At 57.4% G+C, this 18874-nt stretch carries 19 protein-coding genes; 7 read left to right on the forward strand and 12 right to left on the reverse strand.

All coding sequences use genetic code 11. The annotated features are described in order from the left end of the window. Positions 1–82: 82 nt before the first annotated feature. The 3 genes from lon to GOV38_RS03090 form a co-directional block, all read right to left on the reverse strand. On the reverse strand, positions 83–2491 hold the full coding sequence (gene lon, locus GOV38_RS03080) for an endopeptidase La (RefSeq protein WP_171207582.1): 2409 nt from the start codon (positions 2489–2491) through the stop codon (positions 83–85). A 205-nt stretch (positions 2492–2696) separates the two neighbouring features. After that, the gene (tgt, locus tag GOV38_RS03085; RefSeq protein ID WP_171207583.1) at positions 2697–3827 is read right to left on the reverse strand and encodes a tRNA guanosine(34) transglycosylase Tgt; all 1131 of its coding nucleotides are present in this window, start codon (positions 3825–3827) and stop codon (positions 2697–2699) included. A gap of 63 nt (positions 3828–3890) precedes the next feature. Continuing rightward, positions 3891–4802, reverse strand: a complete 912-nt coding sequence (locus tag GOV38_RS03090; RefSeq protein WP_171207584.1) for a nucleoside hydrolase — start codon at positions 4800–4802, stop codon at positions 3891–3893. A gap of 175 nt (positions 4803–4977) precedes the next feature. Here GOV38_RS03090 and GOV38_RS03095 point away from each other — a divergent pair, with 175 nt between their 5' ends. From GOV38_RS03095 to GOV38_RS03105, 3 genes are all read left to right on the forward strand, one after another. Next, positions 4978–5868 carry an SPFH domain-containing protein gene (locus GOV38_RS03095; RefSeq protein WP_171098745.1) on the forward strand — a complete coding sequence of 297 codons (891 nt, stop codon included), beginning with the start codon at positions 4978–4980 and terminating at the stop codon, positions 5866–5868. Further along, positions 5868–6146 (forward strand): NfeD family protein, encoded by a 279-nt coding sequence (locus GOV38_RS03100; protein ID WP_171098743.1) that lies wholly within the window; start codon positions 5868–5870, stop codon positions 6144–6146. Before GOV38_RS03095 ends, GOV38_RS03100 begins: the two co-directional genes overlap by 1 nt. Before the next feature lie 95 nt (positions 6147–6241). Further along, a complete protein-coding gene (locus GOV38_RS03105) occupies positions 6242–6604 on the forward strand; it encodes an SUF system Fe-S cluster assembly protein (RefSeq protein WP_171098742.1) in 363 nt (120 codons plus the stop codon). Positions 6605–6800: 196 nt separating this feature from the next. Here the strand turns inward: GOV38_RS03105 and GOV38_RS03110 are convergent, their stop codons facing one another. Then, entirely contained in the window at positions 6801–7079 is a 279-nt protein-coding gene (locus tag GOV38_RS03110; RefSeq protein WP_254430432.1) for a hypothetical protein, read from the reverse strand. Between the two features lie 231 nt (positions 7080–7310). Here GOV38_RS03110 and GOV38_RS03115 point away from each other — a divergent pair, with 231 nt between their 5' ends. After that, positions 7311–7676: an iron-sulfur cluster assembly accessory protein gene (locus GOV38_RS03115; RefSeq protein ID WP_171129270.1), complete on the forward strand. Its 366-nt coding sequence runs from the start codon at positions 7311–7313 to the stop codon at positions 7674–7676. A 99-nt stretch (positions 7677–7775) separates the two neighbouring features. Next, positions 7776–8525 (forward strand): triose-phosphate isomerase, encoded by a 750-nt coding sequence (gene tpiA, locus GOV38_RS03120; protein WP_171207586.1) that lies wholly within the window; start codon positions 7776–7778, stop codon positions 8523–8525. A gap of 4 nt (positions 8526–8529) precedes the next feature. On the opposite strand, the gene GOV38_RS03125 is transcribed toward tpiA, so the two are convergent. Then, positions 8530–8976: a nucleoside deaminase gene (locus tag GOV38_RS03125; protein WP_254430433.1), complete on the reverse strand. Its 447-nt coding sequence runs from the start codon at positions 8974–8976 to the stop codon at positions 8530–8532. A gap of 63 nt (positions 8977–9039) precedes the next feature. Next, positions 9040–9351, reverse strand: coding sequence for a multidrug efflux SMR transporter (locus GOV38_RS03130; RefSeq protein WP_171207587.1), 312 nt, complete (start codon positions 9349–9351; stop codon positions 9040–9042). 191 nt (positions 9352–9542) lie between these two features. Here GOV38_RS03130 and GOV38_RS03135 point away from each other — a divergent pair, with 191 nt between their 5' ends. After that, on the forward strand, positions 9543–10433 hold the full coding sequence (locus GOV38_RS03135; RefSeq protein ID WP_171207588.1) for a hypothetical protein: 891 nt from the start codon (positions 9543–9545) through the stop codon (positions 10431–10433). Here GOV38_RS03135 and GOV38_RS03140 read toward each other — a convergent pair. The 5 genes from GOV38_RS03140 to GOV38_RS03160 form a co-directional block, all read right to left on the reverse strand. Further along, positions 10423–11799, reverse strand: coding sequence for a TRAP transporter large permease (locus GOV38_RS03140; protein ID WP_171207589.1), 1377 nt, complete (start codon positions 11797–11799; stop codon positions 10423–10425). The genes GOV38_RS03135 and GOV38_RS03140 overlap by 11 nt on opposite strands. Continuing rightward, positions 11799–12476, reverse strand: a complete 678-nt coding sequence (locus tag GOV38_RS03145; protein WP_171129262.1) for a TRAP transporter small permease — start codon at positions 12474–12476, stop codon at positions 11799–11801. Before GOV38_RS03145 ends, GOV38_RS03140 begins: the two co-directional genes overlap by 1 nt. A gap of 112 nt (positions 12477–12588) precedes the next feature. Further along, positions 12589–13590: a DctP family TRAP transporter solute-binding subunit gene (locus tag GOV38_RS03150; RefSeq protein ID WP_171098727.1), complete on the reverse strand. Its 1002-nt coding sequence runs from the start codon at positions 13588–13590 to the stop codon at positions 12589–12591. A 362-nt stretch (positions 13591–13952) separates the two neighbouring features. Further along, the gene (locus GOV38_RS03155) at positions 13953–15182 is read right to left on the reverse strand and encodes a sigma-54 dependent transcriptional regulator (protein WP_171207590.1); all 1230 of its coding nucleotides are present in this window, start codon (positions 15180–15182) and stop codon (positions 13953–13955) included. After that, positions 15179–16912 (reverse strand): ATP-binding protein, encoded by a 1734-nt coding sequence (locus tag GOV38_RS03160; RefSeq protein ID WP_171207591.1) that lies wholly within the window; start codon positions 16910–16912, stop codon positions 15179–15181. The genes GOV38_RS03155 and GOV38_RS03160 overlap by 4 nt, the downstream gene beginning before the upstream one ends. Before the next feature lie 47 nt (positions 16913–16959). Between GOV38_RS03160 and GOV38_RS03165 the strand changes: the two genes are divergently transcribed. Beyond that, positions 16960–18141 (forward strand): cytochrome P450, encoded by a 1182-nt coding sequence (locus GOV38_RS03165; protein WP_171207592.1) that lies wholly within the window; start codon positions 16960–16962, stop codon positions 18139–18141. Between the two features lie 83 nt (positions 18142–18224). On the opposite strand, the gene GOV38_RS03170 is transcribed toward GOV38_RS03165, so the two are convergent. Then, a complete protein-coding gene (locus GOV38_RS03170) occupies positions 18225–18704 on the reverse strand; it encodes an Lrp/AsnC family transcriptional regulator (RefSeq protein WP_171098720.1) in 480 nt (159 codons plus the stop codon). Positions 18705–18874 lie beyond the last annotated feature (170 nt).

The following is an 18874-nucleotide window of genomic DNA, read 5'->3' on the forward strand; positions in this document are numbered from 1 at the left end:
CAGGCCCGGATTGGTCTGGTGCGTGTCGCTACAAAAAAGGCGGGGTTTGATCCCCGCCCTCTCAGTAAGCTTGAAATCGGTTTTAGTGCGCGGTTGCTGACGGGCCTGAGCTTTCTGCAGCTTTGGCCGCCGCCGCTGCGGCTTCTTCAGCGGCTTCGTCCCATTCGATCGGTTCAGGCGTGCGGGTCAAGGCTTGCTCCAAAACTTCGGAAACATGTTTGACCGCAATGATTTCCAGCCCTTCCTTCACGTTGTCCGGGATATCCGCCAGATCCTTTTCATTCTCTTCCGGGATCAGCACGGTCTTGATGCCACCGCGCAGTGCGGCCAGCAGTTTTTCCTTCAAACCACCAATTGGCATCGCGTTCCCGCGCAATGATACCTCTCCGGTCATGGCGATGTCTTTGCGCACCGGAATACCGGTCAGAACCGACACAATCGAGGTTACCATCGCCAGACCGGCCGACGGGCCATCTTTGGGCGTCGCGCCATCGGGCACGTGCACGTGGATGTCGATCTTGTCGAACTGCGGCGGCTTAACACCAATCTCGGGCGCAATCGACCGCACGTAAGACGAAGCGGCATCGATGGATTCCTTCATCACATCGCCCAGCTTACCGGTGGTCTTCATCCGCCCCTTACCGGGCAGTTTCAGCGCCTCGATATGCAGCAGGTCACCGCCAACGGATGTCCAGGCCAGCCCGGTGACCACACCAATCTGATCGTCCTGTTCGGCCAAACCATAGCGGAATTTCGGCACGCCCAGGAACTCATCCAGATTGTCGGGCGTCACGGTGACCGATTCCGCCTCTTTCTTGATGATCTTGGTCAGCGATTTACGTGCCACTTTGGCGATCTCACGCTCGAGGTTCCGCACACCAGCCTCGCGGGTATAGGTACGGATGATGGATTGCAGCGCTTCATCGGTCAGTTCGAACTCTTTGGCCTTAAGGCCGTGGTTCTTGACCTGCTTGCCGATCAGGTGCTGCTTGGCGATCTCGCTCTTTTCTTCCTCGGTGTAACCGGCCAATGGGATGATCTCCATCCTATCAAGCAGCGGCCCGGGCATGTTATAGCTGTTCGACGTGGTCAGGAACATCACGTTCGAAAGGTCATATTCGACCTCGAGGTAGTGATCCATGAACGTGTTGTTCTGTTCCGGGTCCAACACCTCAAGCATGGCCGAGGCCGGGTCGCCCCGGAAATCCTGACCCATCTTGTCAATCTCATCGAGCAAGATCAGCGGGTTCGTGGTTTTCGCTTTTTTCAGCGCCTGGATGATCTTACCTGGCATCGAGCCGATATAGGTCCGGCGGTGACCCCGGATCTCGGATTCATCACGCACGCCGCCCAGCGAGATGCGAATAAATTCGCGCCCCGTGGCCTTGGCAACGGATTTACCAAGCGAGGTTTTCCCCACGCCCGGAGGGCCGACAAGGCACAGGATCGGACCTTTCAGCTTTTTCGAACGCTGCTGGACCGCAAGATATTCAACGATCCGTTCTTTGACCTTCTCAAGCCCATAGTGATCGGCGTCCAGAATTTCCTGAGCGCGGCCCAGATCCTTTTTGACACGGGATTTCGTGCCCCACGGCAGTGACAGGATCCAATCCAGATAGTTGCGCACCACAGTGGCCTCAGCCGACATGGGCGACATATTCTTGAGCTTTTTCAGCTCACCTTCGGCCTTCTCAAGCGCTTCTTTCGACAGCTTGGTCTCGGCGATCTTCTGCTCAAGCTCGGCAACCTCGTTGCTGCCATCCTCGCCATCGCCCAGTTCTTTCTGAATGGCCTTCATCTGCTCATTCAGATAATACTCACGCTGCGTCTTCTCCATCTGGGATTTGACGCGCGTTTTGATCTTTTTCTCGACCTGCAGCACCGACATCTCGCCCTGCATCAGGCCATAGACCTTTTCCAGTCGTTCGCTGACACTGAGGGTTTCCAGCAGTTCTTGCTTTTGCTCAACCTCGATTCCCAAATGGCCCGAGACCAAATCGGCCAGCTTGGCGGGCTCGGTGGTCTCACCCACTGCAGCCAACGCTTCTTCGGGGATGTTCTTGCGCACTTTGGCATAGCGCTCGAACTCATCCGCAACGGTGCGCAGCAGCGCCTCGGTTGTGGTCACGTCGCCGGGGATCTCTGTCAGATATTCGGCCCGGGCCTCAAAAAAATCTTCGTTTTCAAGAAACTCAGTGATCTGAACCCGCGCCTGCCCTTCGACCAGCACCTTGACGGTGCCATCGGGCAGTTTCAGCAGTTGCAGCACATTGGCCAGAACGCCCGACCGGTAAATACCGTCGGTTTCCGGGTCATCAACACCGGGATCAATCTGGCTCGACAACAGAATTTGCTTGTCATCCTGCATCACCTCTTCCAGCGCGCGGACCGATTTGTCTCGGCCCACAAACAGCGGCACGATCATATGCGGGAAGACCACGATATCGCGCAGCGGCAGGACGGGGTATGAGGAATTCAGAGGCTCTTGCATGCTCTATCCTTATCATTGGCAAGACAGCACCGGTCCCATGTATGGCAACCTTCGGCTGTCTCCTGTCTTGGATGGTTAAAGGTGGGGCGGTTCGAACCGCTTTTCAACCTCGTCATCGTCTATCGTGAAACAGAATGGCCAAAGCCCCGGCGGACTGCAAGGCATCCCGCACAGATATCCACCGAATTTTCCAAGAATGCAGTGGTTAGAGAGGTTCGATGTCGCCTTGCGCCCGTTGGGCGTGGAATTGTGCCTGCCAAGCCTCAAACGTCCCTGCTGAGACCGCATCGCGCATGTCCTGCATAATCTCTTGGAAATAATGGAGATTGTGCCAGGTCAGCAACATACCGGCGATCATCTCGTTTGAGCGGAAGACATGGTGCAGATAGGCGCGAGAGTAACTTGTACAGGCCGGGCATGTGCAGTCTTCGTCCAAGGGACGCGGATCATCGGCGTGGCGGGCGTTTTTGATGTTCACCACACCGCGCCGGGTAAAGACCTGCCCTGTACGCCCCGAACGTGAGGGCAGCACGCAATCCATCATGTCGATCCCGCGCGCCACGGCGCCGACGATGTCATCGGGTTTGCCAACGCCCATCAGGTAACGCGGCTTGTCTTTTGGCAAGAAATCAGGCGCATAGTCCAGACAGTCAAACATGGCCGCCTGCCCTTCGCCCACAGCCAAACCGCCCACGGCGTATCCGTCAAAGCCGATCGAGGTCAGGGCCTCGGCGCTTTCTTCGCGCAGATCCTGTTCCAGACCGCCTTGCATGATCCCAAAGAGGGCATGGCCCGGTCGATCCCCAAACGCGTCACGAGACCGCTGCGCCCACCGCATTGACAGGCGCATCGACTCGGTCAGACGGTCCCGGTCGGCAGGCAGCGCCGGGCATTCGTCAAAACACATGACAATGTCAGAGCCCAGCAGACGCTGGATCTCCATCGAACGCTCGGGCGTCAACTCGTGTTTGGACCCATCGATATGGGATTTGAACGTAACACCTTTCTCGGTGAGCTTGCGCAGCCCGGCCAGAGACATCACCTGAAAACCGCCAGAATCCGTCAGGATCGGACGGTCCCAGTTCATGAATTTGTGCAGACCGCCCAGCCGGTCGATCCGTTCCGCGGTGGGGCGCAGCATCAGATGGTAGGTGTTGCCCAAAAGGATATCCGCACCGGTGGCGCGCACGCTTTCGGGCAGCATGGCTTTGACCGTAGCGGCGGTTCCCACCGGCATGAAGGCGGGTGTGCGCACCTCACCCCGGGGCGTCTGAATCACACCGGTGCGGGCTTTGCCATCAGTGGCTTTCAGCTCAAAAGAAAAACGGTTTGTCATGAAATGCCTCGGCGTCACGGAACCGGGCAGCGTTTGCCCGATCTGCCCCGGCATTGCAACCCGCTAGGGCAAAGACGCCACGTGCCGGGTGAACAGTTCCACCACCGCAGGGCCGTCCACGTCGCGGCACACTTGAACCGGCGGATTTGAGGCATCGGGCAGAGTTGCGCCGACACGATCCCCGTCGGTCACCACAGACAACCCGGTTTCGACCAAATCGAACATATGAGTGTGGCTGCAAGCAATAACCGCGGTTGAATCGTGCAAACCACAGCCATCGACGCCCACAACCTCTTTGTAGAACCGTAGGTAGAACTCTGAGATATCGCGGAGGAAGCCGCCCATATCCGGCGAGTGCTGCGCCAAAGCTTCGAAATCCGAGCTTTGGTAGAGGGTCTTCATGGTGGCATCCAGCCCGACCAAGACGGTCTTGGGTGGGTTTTGAAACACCGCCTGCGCGGCCCGCGGGTCATTATGGATATTGGCCTCGGCGTGGGCCGAGACATTGCCGGGTACAAAAACCGCACCCCCCATGATCACCAACCGGCCCAGATTGGTCGCAAACTCAGGGTCCAGGCGCAGGGCGTCAGCGATATTGGTCAAGGGCCCAACGGCACAAATGACCAGTTCATCGCGATGCTCTTGCGCCATCTGCACCAGAAACTCGGCTGCCGGGGTCGCATGGTTTTCGCCGATATCCGGGATCTCGACCAGATCCCCAAACCCTTCGGGCCCGTGGACATGGCTGGACGGGTTATGCTTGGCCTTGCCCCAAGCCGCGCGCGCGCCTTGTGCGACGGGCACCGACAGGCCCAAACGATGGAGAAGATAACGCGCGTTTCGGCTGGATTGATGGGTATGGGTGTTGCCGAACACGGTGGTGAGCCCCACCAGCTCAAGCTCGGGCGCGGCTGCCGCATAAGCGATGGCCATCGCGTCATCAATGCCAGGATCGGTGTCGATTATCAGTTTCATGAGGCCCGGTTACCGCAATCAACAAGGGATGCAAAGCGGTCACAACCCAAAAATTACGCACCAAAAGCTGAGGTTCAAAGATATGAATACCTGCCCTTTCAATCCATACCAGAGTTGAAAATGGGCGATTCAATTCCCACATGTATACTATAGTACACAATAAAAGAGGACAGATATGAACCAAGAACAGATTATCGGACTTCTTACGTCGAACATTGTCTATTTGCTGGCCGCGGCCTTTATCATCGCGATTATTTTCAAGGGGATAAAGATCGTTCCGCAATCGGAAAAATACGTGGTCGAACGCTTTGGACGGCTGCATTCGGTCTTGGGGCCCGGCATCAACTTTATCGTACCGTTTCTGGATGTTGCGCGTCACAAGATCTCGATCCTGGAACGCCAGCTGCCCAACGCGACGCAGGACGCGATCACCAAGGATAACGTGCTGGTGCAGATCGATACCTCGGTCTTCTACCGCATTCTGGAGCCGGAAAAGACGGTGTATCGTATCCGCGACGTAGACGGCGCGATTGCCACCACAGTGGCCGGTATCGTGCGCGCCGAGATCGGCAAGATGGATCTGGATGAGGTCCAGTCGAACCGTGCGCAGCTGATCACCCGCATTCAGGAAAGCGTAGAAACCGCTGTGGATGACTGGGGCATCGAAGTGACCCGCGCCGAGATTCTGGATGTGAACCTGGATCAGGCCACCCGCGACGCGATGCTGCAACAGCTGAACGCCGAACGCGCCCGCCGTGCGCAGGTGACAGAAGCCGAAGGCCAGAAACGCGCGGTCGAATTGCAGGCCGATGCCGAGCTGTATGCCGCAGAACAAACCGCCAAAGCGCGCCGGATCGAGGCCGAGGCCGAAGCTTTTGCCACCGGTGTGGTCGCCAAGGCGATCCAGGACAACGGCCTTGAGGCGGCACAATATCAGGTTGCGCTGAAACAGGTCGAAGCTTTGAATGCTTTGGGCAATGGAAATGGCTCGCAAACCATTGTGGTGCCCGCAAATGCGCTTGAGGCATTTGGCAATGCGTTCAACATGCTCAAAGGAGGCAAGTGATGGTGGATCCCTTCTGGCTGACATGGTGGCTGTGGCTGGCCGGAGCGCTGGTTCTGGCCATCGCCGAGGTCATCCTGCCCGGGTTCATCTTTCTGGGCTTTGCCATCGGCGCCGCACTGACCGGGCTGCTGCTGTGGATCACGGGGATGACACCTGTTCTTCCGGTGCTGCTGCTGATCTTTGCGGTTCTGTCTTTGGCCGCATGGCTTGGTCTGCGCCGCATGTTCGCCCTGCCCCATGGTCAGGTAAAGACTTTTAATCACGACATTAACGATTGACCTAACGTGGCGCTGTCCTTCGGCGCCACGCCTGCTCTGGACGCTCTGGATGTCTTTCCCTATATAATCTCTCAGGTAACGGACCCGAGGCACTTATGACCCACCCCAGCGAACAGTTTGAAGGCAGCCCACTCATTGCGCCATCGACCATCGAACACCCATTGTACGAGCCCGTGGTGGACGCTTGCCGGACCGTGTTTGACCCGGAGATCCCTGTCAATATCTATGACCTTGGCCTGATCTACACGATCGACATCAGCGCCGAGAACGCCGTCAAAATCATCATGACGCTCACTGCGCCGGGCTGCCCGGTGGCCGGCGAGATGCCCGGCTGGATCGTCGAAGCCATTGAACCCGTTGCCGGTGTGAAGGAAGTTGATGTTGAACTGACATGGGAGCCGCCCTGGGGCATGGAGATGATGTCAGATGAGGCGCGACTTGAACTGGGCTTTATGTAGTCCCGGAAGTTATCCACAGCAAACTTGCTCCTGTCGCAAAACAGTCTCTAAACTGTTGCAGTCCTTTCAGAATTTCGACACATGCCTTCGCCAAACACATGGCGCGCATGAGCCTTAAACCAGTTCGCTGTCCCCAACCGGTTGGCCCAGAAATAGGGACCGTTCTTGCCCGAGAACGGTCCTTTCTTTTGGCACCCTATTTGATATTGCAGGTCGATTTTATCTCGGCTGCGCGCTTGTCCAACTCGGTGATATAGTCGCCGGACAGCATCTTCAGACGTTTTTGCTCTGTTCCCGTCACCAGCCCCAGCAGCGCACCTGCGGGTGTAATGGCGATCACGCTTTCGGCCTGTTTCTCTTCTGCATGCGTCTTCTCTGCCGCAATCGCGCGCAGATCACCTTGTGCGGTCGCGCAGTTGACGGGATGACGCGCATCATTATCTGCCGAGGCGTTGGTGGCAAGGCTGATGCTCAAAGCAACAAGCACTATACCCGTTCGAAGAGGAAGCGATAAAAAAGAGATCATAGATACCTGCCTTTGGTGAAAGAGTTCAGTTTTAAGCACAAACTATGGTCACCAATGCATCTATGGCAAGCTGCAAGACGCTTCCCTCTGGTCACAGTTGGACTATCGAGTGCGAACATCCCTTGAGCCAGGCATCAAGGCACCTTAAATTACCAAAGTAACGCGAGAACGGAGCATTCCATGTTTGGCATTCCCGGCAAGCAGGCCGTGACCATAACGCCCAAGGCAGCAGAACAGATTGTCCGACTGATGACGTCGGGTGGTCATGCTGGCCTGCGCATCGGTGTCAAGAAAGGCGGCTGTGCGGGGATGGAATATACCATGGACTATGTTGATGAGGCTGACCCTCATGACGAAGTGGTGGAACAAGACGGCGCGCGGGTGATGATTGCGCCCATGGCTCAGATGTTCCTGTTCGGAACCGAGATCGACTATGAGGTCTCGCTGCTGGAAGCCGGGTTCAAATTTCGCAATCCCAACGTGGTTGACGCCTGCGGCTGCGGCGAGTCCATCAAGTTCGACGAGTCGATCTCGGCCCAGTCCTAAACATCCCGACAATTCGACGCCTGCGCAGACAACTGTAATTGTCAGGTTGGGCGCAGGGTGCTATCCGGTGCGAAATGCAATCGAACTGGAGGGTCCGCGATGCGGCGTAAGTTGGCGGCTGGCAATTGGAAAATGAACGGTACCGGGGCATCTCTGGCTGACCTTTCGGAGCTGGCGCAACGCTATCCAGACCCGGCGATTGACATTCTGATCTGCCCACCCGCCACGTTGCTACACAGGGCCGCAGAAGTAACAAAGACCTCGGGCGTCGCTATTGGCGGTCAGGATTGCCACGCTGCGCAATCGGGCGCTCATACCGGTGATGTAAGTGCCGAGATGCTCATGGATGCTGGCGCATCTTCGGTAATCCTTGGCCATTCCGAGCGTCGTGTCGATCACGGCGAGACTGATGCGGATGTACGCGCCAAGGCCCAAACGGCCATGGAAGCTGGCCTCCTGTCCATCATCTGCGTCGGCGAAAGCCTGGAACAACGCGAAGCGGCCAATACCTTGGACGTGGTTGGCGGTCAGATGGCGGGGTCCATTCCGGATCAGTCCACCGGCGAAAACCTGGTCGTCGCGTACGAGCCGGTTTGGGCCATCGGAACAGGCAAGGTTCCAACTCTGGAGCAGATCGCCGAAGTACATGATTTCATGCGTACCCTGCTGGAAAAACGGTTTGGCGAAAGCATCGGCCAATCGATCCGCTTGCTCTATGGCGGTTCAGTCAAACCCGGAAACGCTGCCGAAATTTTTGGTGTGTCCAACGTTGATGGAGCTTTGGTTGGCGGTGCCAGCCTGAAAGCTGCAGATTTTTCGGGTATTATCGACGCATTGGCCGACGCCTAGTCGATCACTCTGCGATATCTTCCGCCCAAAGCTCGGGCTTCTCGGCGATGAAGCGACGCATGAGTGCGATGCATTCGGGGTCCTCTGCCAGTATGACCTCGACACCGCGCTGACGCAGGAACTCTTCGTTGCCGCCGAAATTCTGCGTGTCGCCAATTACCACCCGTGGAATACCAAACTGAACAATTGTACCTGCACACATCATGCAGGGTGACAGAGACGTATAGAGTACCGTGTCACGATAGGTTTTCTGACGCCCTGCTTTGCGCAGCGCGTCCATCTCGCCATGCGCGATTGGATCGCCTTTTTGCACCCTTTGGTTCCGGCCTTGCGAGACCACTTCTCCGTCGCGCGCAAGGACAGAACCAATCGGGCACCCGCCTTCGTCAAACCCTGCCTGCGCCTCTTCGAACGCAATACGCAGCAGGTGTTTGTCCAAATCTGTCATCATGGGGTCAGCTCCTTTCGCAACAAGGTTGCGTCGACCGCAGAACAAACTGTGGCAAGCCACCCGTCAAGCAAGTTTCATGGCGATCATGCCGGATACAATCAGCGCCGCCGCCATCAGTCGCATTGGTGTGACGGCCTCGCCCAGAAATACAGCACCCACAGCAAAAGCTCCGACTGCACCGATGCCGGTCCAGATCACATAGGCCGTACCCAGAGGCAGGCTGCGCATCGCCAAGGCCAGCAAACCAAACGAGCCCGCCATTGACACGGCCATGATGGCCGTTGGCCACAATCGGGTGAAGCCAGCTGTTTGTTTCATGGCAAAAGCCCAAACGATTTCGAGCAGGCCAGCAAGAAGAAGATATATCCAGGGCATAGAACGACCTCATCTATTATCGGGTCGTCCCGATACTTGTCCCATGGTTGGGGAGGTCGTCCTCACCCCAGAACGTAAGCGATCTTGCCTGTTGTTCAAGAGATACGGACGCGTGTCATTCTGTTGAGACCTTCTTGTGTCACCATTTCCCAGCCCAACAGCGGAACGGTTATGGGGATGAGGACATTCAGATGAAAGCCGAGAAGCGTTCAAAGCCAAAAACATGCGTGATCTGTATGAAATGGGGCAACACTTTTGGCCCGGACTACGTCAATATGCTGTTTGGGGCGGTCCAAGACCACTTGCAGTTAGAACATGACTTTCTTTGCATAACCGATAACCCCCACGGCTTGGATCAGGGTATTCTCACCTATCCCTTAAGCTTTCCTCAACTCGAGCGTCAGGACTGGACCCATGGGAAATGGCCCAAGTTGCTGATGTTCAACCGAGACATTGTCGCCGACTACGATACTGCGCTGTTTCTGGATCTGGATCTGTTGATCACCGGTGATCTTGCCCCCCTGCTGACGCTCGTTCAGGACCAGGGTGGGCTTTTCCTGATGCCGAAGTTTCGTGGGTTTGTCTGGCGCATGATACCGGCGGTCATCTGGGATCGTGCACCGTGGTTGATGAACAAGGTGACGCGCGGAAACTCGTCCATCGTCGGGTTCATCCCGTCCGAACAGTTTCACCTCTTCGACCAGTTCGACGGCCGCACGGCGCTGCCGAAATACGACAATGATCAGAACTATATTTCAGCACGTGCGTTCAACCGAAAATGCTACCCGAAAAACTGGTGCGTGGGGATCATTCACCTTGTGCACTATTGGCCGTTCGGCCTGATATTTCGGCAGTACAAACACCGCCCGAGGCGCCCGAAAATCGTGATCTTCAACGGTGATCCAAAACCGGTTGAATTGGTCAATGACAAGATAGGCTATTGGGGCAGCCGTCGCCGTCGCGCCTATGGTGGGATCAGCTGGGTGGCGGAATACCTCAAGAAATACGGGTATTCTCACAAAACCGGAAAAAAGGTTTGCCGGGCCGCGAAACCAGCCCGGCAAAGAGTGTCTAGTTGGTGATGATTTCCGGCCCCATGAAGGTATTGGGCAGGAAGGTCGAGATCCAGGGTATGTAGGTTACCATGATCAGGAATACGAAGAGCACGGCCAGGAACGGCAGCGCCGCCTTCACCACACTCATCATCGGCATCCCCGCGACACCAGACGTGACAAACAGGTTCAACCCGACGGGAGGCGTGATCATCCCGATCTCCATGTTCACCACCATGATGATGCCCAGATGGATGGGATCGATACCCAATTCGATGGCAATCGGGAACACCAGCGGCGCAACGATCACCAACAGCCCCGAAGGTTCCATGAACTGACCGCCGATCAGCAAGATCACGTTCACAACGATCAGGAAGGTCACCGGCCCCAGCCCCGCTGACAGCATCGCACTGGCGATGTGCTGCGGTACCTGTTCATCTGTCAGAACGTGCTTCAGGATCAGCGCGTTGGCGATCACGAACAACAGCGTGACGGTCAGCTTCCCAGCCTCAAACAGCGTGTGCTTGGTGTCTGGATGGAAAAACGCCGTGATCAACGCATAGGGTTTTTTGAGCAGCGAAAGGTTACGCTCGCCGTCCGCCGTGCTCAGCGGCCCCATGTCCTTGTAGACAAAGCTGGCGATGAAGAAGGCATAGACAGCCGCGACCGCTGCCGCCTCGGTCGGTGTGAAGATCCCACCATAGATACCACCCAGGATGATCACGATCAGGAACAGGCCCCAACCGGCTTCTCTGGCCGAGACAAAGATCTCGCCCCACCCTTTCCAATCACCTTTCGGAAGGTCTTTGACCTTGGCCATGATATAGATCGTCACCATCAGCATCAGACCCGCCATCAGGCCCGGGATGACACCGGCCAGGAACATGCGCCCGACCGAGACCTCGACAGCGGCGGCATAGACAACCATCACGATGGAAGGCGGGATCAAAATGCCCAACGTCCCGGCGTTACAGATGACACCGGCGGCAAATTCCTTTGAATAACCCACCTGCCGCATCCCGGCGATGACGATCGAGCCGATGGCCACCACGGTTGCCGGAGACGAGCCTGAAAGGGCGGCAAACAGCATACAGGCAAACACACCCGCAATCGCCAGGCCGCCGGGCAGATGGCCCACACAGGCAATCGAAAAGCGGATGATCCGCCGCGCCACACCGCCCGTTGTCATGAAGGACGAAGCAAGGATGAAGAACGGGATCGCCAGCAGGGTAAAATGCCCCTCAAACGCTTCAAACAGTGTGCCTGCGACGGAGGCCAGCGAACTGTCGGAATAGATCAGCAGGAACAGGGTCGAGCTTAGCCCCAGCGCCACCGCAATCGGAACCCCGATCAGCAGCAGGCCAATGACCATCGAAAACAGCAGAACAACATCCATCAGTTATGCTCCCCCTGCTGCGCGCGAACTTCTTCGATCTCGTCCTCGACCTCATGGCTGGCGACCAGTCGATCAGTCTCGCCCCGCCAGATTTGCACAGCAACCTGCGCAAAGCGGATCACCAGCAGCAACATTGACAAAGGCAGGATGAAATACGGAACCACTTTGGGCAGTTTTTCGTAGTATTCGCCATAGTTGATCATGTCCTCCAGAAACCTGAAAGGCGCCACCATCGGAATATCATCGACTTCGTAAAAGCTCTGACTGCGGGCGTCGAAATTGAACCCTGTCGGGAACCAGCGACCGGATGTGGGTGGCAGATCGGCGAACACGGCCCAGTAGTCATAAGACCCTTTCAGCAACAGCAATGAGAACAACAGACAACAAGCTACCGAGATCAGAGCAAGAATCCGGCGCGGCGCGGGCGCTAGCATGTTCAGGATCGCGTCGACCCCAAGATGGGCGTGTTTCTTGACCGCATAAGAAGCCCCAAGCAGCACCAGCCACCCGAACATGAACACCGTCAGCTCAAGCGCCCACAAGATGTTCGAGTTGAAGAAGAACCGCGCGATGACATTGGCGAAAGTCACGACCGTCATCAGGCCCAACAACACCGCAATAAGCGTCTCTTCGATATGGTCGACCAGCCCGGTCGGGCCGGATTTCGCACCAGACATATCTTTGTCCCCACGTTTTTCAGATGATAGGGAGAATGGCGGGCCGTTGGCCGGCCCGCCAGAGCACACGCGTCGTTAACTCCCCAGTCCCGCGACGCGCGGCCTGACCGGATCAGAACCCGGCGTTAATGGCTTGCGCGGCGTCGATCTTGTCCTGACCCACGTCTCCGGCAAACTTGTCCCAAACCGGTTTCATCGCGTCGACCCAAGCCTGACGCTGCTCCGGATCCAACTGACGGATGATGCCACCAGCTTCGGTGATCGACGCTTTGGCGGCTTCGTTCACGGCAAAGGCTTCCTTGTTCCGGGTTTCCGTCACTTCGGACAGGATTGTCAGGAACTGGTCCCGCACGTCCGGTTCCAGGCTGTCCAGCCAGTCAACCGAGGTGACAACCAGATAGTCGATGATGCCATGGTTGGTCTCGGTGATACCGTCCTGAACCTCAAAGAACTTCTTGCCATAGATATTCGACCAGGTGTTTTCCTGCCCGTCCACAACACCCTGCTGCAACGCACCATACACCTCTGAGAAAGCCATTTTCTGCGGGCTTCCACCGATGGCTTCCATCTGCGCCACCAGCACGTCCGAAGACTGCACGCGGAACTTCAAACCATCTGCGTCGGCGGGTGTTTCCAGCGGTTTGTTGGCTGACATCTGCTTCATGCCATTGTGCCAGAATTCCAGCCCCTGCAAGCCGCGACGCTGCATGCTGTCCTTCATCGCCTGCCCAGCATCGGACGCCTGGAACGCATCCACAGCATCGATGTTCTTGAACATGAACGGCAGGTCAAACAGGCGGAACTGTTTGGTGAATTTTTCGAATTTCGACAGCGACGGCGCGGCCAGTTGCACATCGCCCTGCAACATGGCCTCAAGGACCTTGTCGTCGTTATAGAGGGTCGAGTTCGGGAACACTTCCATGCACATGACGCCATTCATCTCGTCATTCACACGTTGCTCCAGCAGCGAGGCCGCGATGCCCTTGGGGTGTTTGTCAGTATTGGTGACATGGGCAAACTTTACCACGATCTCACCATCGTCACAGGCGGCAAAACCGGCTGTTGCGGTTACGGACAACGCCAATGCGGTGGCAGCTGTTGTCAGGAATTTCATCTGTCTTTTCCTCCCAGACTTCCTATCAAGTGCCGCGTTTCAACGAACCCACGGCCATGTCCGGTAGTGAAACGACTCAGCCGCAACCGCTCAACATTTTGATCGCGCGGAACGATATCTGATAATATCAATTAAATACAGTATCTTACATATCATTCGAAAATTCACTCAGTCGCTCGACCCAATGGGTGTGCGAAATTTCGCACAGGGCAATTCAGGATTGTGCGAGATTTCGCACATCTCTCGAATCACCAAAGCGAATCACAGCTAGGCTGACATTGGCGCACCCGCAGTCCGCACCGCGGACTGCCACGCCCAACGGGTTGAACTGCATGTCAATGCAGGCCAACCCGGCGGGAGCGCTAGCGCCGGTAATCCTCTGGACGGATCTGATACCGCGCCAGCTTGTCATAAAAAGTCTTGCGCGGCAGCTTCAGCGCTTTTGCCGCCTCTGATGCTTTGCCATTGTGACGCCCCAGCGCTGCGATAAGCAGGGACCGCTCGACTCGCGCCATCTGTTCGCTCAATCCCAATGACGCGGCCTGCGCGACGTCTTCAGGCATACCCAGCACAAACCGCATCGCTGCAGACATCAGGGATCGTGCATTGCCCGGCCAGTCGCTGGCCATAAGCGCCGCAAGATGCTCGGTCGAGACCTCGGGCGCGGCAATCCCGGCCTGTTCCGCGGCTTGGGCGACATAATGGCGGAAGATCACCGGGATATCCTCGGGGCGCTCGGACAAGGCCGGGATCCGCACCCGCATCACATCCAGATGATAGAACAGATCAGGCAAGAACCGGCCCTGCCCCGACAGTTCGGCAAGATCATTTGTCGTCCCCGCTATGATCCGCACGTCCCCTTCCTGATCCAAAAGTTCAGCCGCCGCGTATTGCACCGGTTCCGGCAAGGCCGAAACCTCATCCAGAAACAGCGAGCCCCCCGCCGCATCCTGACAGGCATGCTGAAAGGTCTCGACCGTCAGCCCCGAGGCCAGACGTTTGACAAAAGCACCCTGCGACCGGGGCGACATCAGGTGAATGACCTCGGCTACTTTCGAGATACCGCTTCCAGCAGGCCCCATGACCAATACCGCCGCCAAGGTCGGCGCGACCGAGCGCACACGCGCGCGCAGCTCATCCGCTTGCGCGGATTGGCCAAACAACATTCGCGCTGCCGCATCGCCCCGCTCAAGCGCATATTTCATCGCGCGTTGCTCAAGAACTTCATGACGCGCTGCGCAGGCGCGTTCCAGCACTGCCAGCAGATCCGCCGCCGCACAGGGCTTTTCCAGAAAGTCAAAAGCCCCCGACCCCATCGCCTCGACCGCCATCGGGATATCCCCCTCACCGGTCAGCAATACCACGGGTAACTCGGGGTCCATGTCTTTTGCATAGGTCAAAAGGTGAAACCCATCCCGCCCCGGCATCCGGATATCAGAAACGATCACCCCCGCGAAATCCGGCTGGATCAGATCTTTTGCCGCCACAAAGGATCCGCAGGCTATCGCCTCATAGTCGGCCAGTTCAAGCGTTTGGGACAAAGCCTCGCGCACCGCCGCATCGTCATCGACCACCAGCACTTTTCGGATCATGCAACCTTTTCCTGTCTGACCGGATCCAACTCGACGGTGAATACCGCGCCGTCACCGGTGTTGGCGCCTCGAATATTGCCACCAAAGCTTTGCACCAACCCGTATGAGATGGACAGCCCCAGCCCCATACCTTCGGATGAGCCCACGGCCTTGGTAGTATAAAATGGCTCGAACAGTTTCTCGGGCTCTTCAATGCCCGGACCGTTGTCGCGCACGGTCACTTCAAGGCGATCCTTGGTATGAAGCATGATCTCGATGCGCCTATCCTGCTGATGGATCATCGCATCGATGGCGTTGTTGATCAGGTTGACGAAAACCTGCACCAAACGCACCTCTCCACCCCAGGCAAAGACCGGCAGATCGGGTGGCTGCCAGACCAGTTCTACCTGTTCCGCTTTCAACCGCACTTCAGCCAGCTCAACCGCCGTATTGATGACCTGAACCAGATCAACCTTGCCCATCGGCTCGCTTTCATTGCGGGCAAATGCGCGCAGGTTCTTGATGATGCGTGCCATCCGCGCTGCCATCTGGGCAATGCGACCAAGGTTCTCGCCCGCCTTGTCATCTTTCCCGCGTTCCAGAAAGGCGGTGCCGTTTTCGGCAAATTGCTGAATGGCCATCAAAGGCTGGTTCAGCTCATGGCTGATCCCCGCCGACATTTGCCCCAAAGCGCTCAGCTTGCCGGCCTGAACCAGATCGTCCTGAGCCCGCTTCAGCGCCGCCTCCGCCTCTTCCCGTTCGGTCACTTCGCGACGCAATGCTGTGTTCGCGACGGTCAACGCCTCGGTCCGCTTTTTCACGCGTGTCTCTAGCACCGCATTTGCTTCGGCCAAGGCCCGTCTGCGTTCTGTGGCCAGAAACAGCAACGCCCCGAAGGCCAGACAGATCGCCGCCACCGCCGAGGCCTGCAAACCCGCCAGCCGCTGCGCAGGCGCCACATCCACCAGAACTTCTGCCGTCATGTCGATAACAGGTAGATCCAGCGTCAGGTGCAAGGCTTCCTGGGGCAGGTACCGCCCCCAATTCAGGCGCCAAAGCTCATGCGCACCGACGAAACGTGCGTCAAAAGCCGTATCGCGCCCCTCTGGCGGAACCAACCCCGACTGACCCTCAATGCGCTGCCAGAACAACAGGTCCGACCGGTTCGAGATAAACACAACCCCCTCGGCATCGACAAAAAACACCGCCTCGGTACTGCCGCGCCAGGTCTGTTCCACATCCTGCACGTCGGCGACGACCATCAGAACGCCATCCACCTGCCCCTCTGGCCCAAACGAAGGAGCGGCATAGGAATAGGTGCGGTTCCCGCTGTCAGGATCAACACCATGCGCATTGCCCAGCGACCCCTGCATGGCGCGCTGAAAGGCGGGATGGGTGAAGAGCTGCCCCTGCCGCACCGGCTGCGCTGCAGCCAATACTCGCCCATCTCGATCCAGAACCATGATATTCACAGCGGCTGTTTTGTCAGCAACATCCAGCAACACCGCCTGCGCCACGCGCGCCTGTTCCAGCGTCTCAAGCCCCTGAAGGCTCGGATGGTCGGCCATGAGCACCGCAAGCTCCTGATAGACCTGCATCTGAGTGCTCAACCGGTCCGCGGCCAATTCAAGATCCGCTTCGGCCTTTTCGCTCAGCTGCGACAAAGCCTGCCGGTAACCATAGGTCCAGACGCCGACGGTCAAAAGCCCGACGACGGCAAGAAAACCCAGGATGATCCAAATCCGTTGCACGTCTTAGGGTCTTGCATTCAACACGCGCCGTGGCAAGTGTGCAGCGCATGAACACGATCCAGCAATCCCCGACCGACACTGACTTTGTCCAAAACCCCTACCCGTTCTACGACCGGGCGCGGCAATTGGGCGATCTGGTCTATTGGACCGACTACAATATGCCCGCTGCGGTCTCACACAATGCCGTGCAAGAGGTGTTCCGCGACCGGCGTTTCGGTACCGAAAAACCCAAAGAGCTGGAACAGCCCCAACCAGATCACCTGACCCCCTGGCTGACTGTCGAGGCCCATTCCCTGCTCGAAGCTGAGCCCCCACGCCATACCCGCCTGCGCTCTTTGGTCCTGCGTGCCTTCACGTCGCGTGCCATTGCGGGTCTGAGCGATGATCTGGAAACCCTCTGCCACAGGCTAATCGATCAATTCCCCGAAGCGCCCTTCGATCTGCTCTCGGCCTATTGCACCCAGATCCCGGTCATCACGATCTGTCGGCTTCTGGGCGTGCCAGAGGATCGGGCCCCCGACCTGCTGCGCTGGTCCCATGCGATGGTGGCCATGTATCAGGCTGGTCGCACCGAAGAAACTGAGCACGCAGCCGCCCGCGCCACGCAAGACTTCACCGCCTTCCTGACGGGTTATATCGAAACCCGCCGCAGCCAGCCGCGCGATGATCTGATTACCTCGCTCATCGCAGCCGAAGACAAGGGCGAGAAACTGTCCCATGGCGAATTGATCTCAACCTGCATTCTTCTGCTGAACGCCGGGCACGAGGCCACGGTTCATTCACTCGGCAATGGTGTCAAAACCCTCCTCGAAACTGGAATTGGCCCAGAAGCGCTGACCCACGATGCGATCGACGCAACGATAGAAGAGATTCTGCGCTATGACCCGCCGCTGCATCTGTTCACCCGCTATGCCTATGAAGAGATCGATCTTTACGGCCACCGGTTCCAACGCGGCGACCAGATCGCGCTGCTTTTGGGGGCCGCCAACCGAGACCCAGCACTCTGGCCCGCCCCCAACAGATTTGACCCGAGCCGCGCAATCACCACCAACAGCAGCTTTGGCGGGGGTATCCATTTCTGCGTCGGCGCCCCGCTGGCCCGGCTTGAAATGCGCATCGCCCTTCCGATCCTGTTCCAGCGATGTCCCAAGCTGCGCCTGCACGGACAGCCCCGCTATGCACCGACCTATCATTTCCACGGCCTTACCGAGCTGATGGTCGAGACATAGTCTTCGGATCCCTGGCTTCATCTGGTGGAACGCTTCGGTGGGCGACCACCTCAGGAGGACGATGGGCAAACCCCATGCAGGCCTCACACCTCTTTCAATGCTTCCAACGGCAGCATCGTGGTTGATTTGATCTCTTCCATCGACAGCAAGGCAGTCACGTTATGTACCCTCACCTCTGAAATCAGCGTCTGATAGAACGCGTCATAAGCACGGGCGTTCTTTACGCGCACCTTGAGAATATAGTCGATATCCCCGGCCAGACGGTGCGCTTCCTGCACTTCCGGCCTGTCACGCAGCGCTTTGAGGAACTTTCGTTGCCAGTCGGCCTCATGTTCCGACGTGCGGATCAGAACAAAGAAAGTTGCTTCAAATCCAAGCGCTTCGGCGTCCAGCAGCACGGTTTGCTGCCCGATGATACCTGCGCCCTTCAACTTGCGGATACGATTCCAGACTGGTGTCTTGGAACTGCCGACCCGCGCTGCAATTTCGTCCAGTGACTGGCTGGCATCGCGCTGCAGCTCCGCTAGAATTTTCCGATCTGTATCATCTATTCGAACCGACATTCCAATTCCGTCCCAATTCCAAAACCAACGTCCCGAAACCGGTAAGCAGAAGGACGTATGTTCTTATTTACCGCACCATATGGCAAACAAGTGGGAATATTTCCTATATTGAGGGTCAAGTCAAACACCGCAGACGGCACCTGGCGCATCCCTGCCCTGACGCCGACTGA

Source organism: Ruegeria sp. HKCCA5839 (genome assembly GCF_013035585.1).
In the GTDB taxonomy this organism is placed as follows: domain Bacteria; phylum Pseudomonadota; class Alphaproteobacteria; order Rhodobacterales; family Rhodobacteraceae; genus Ruegeria.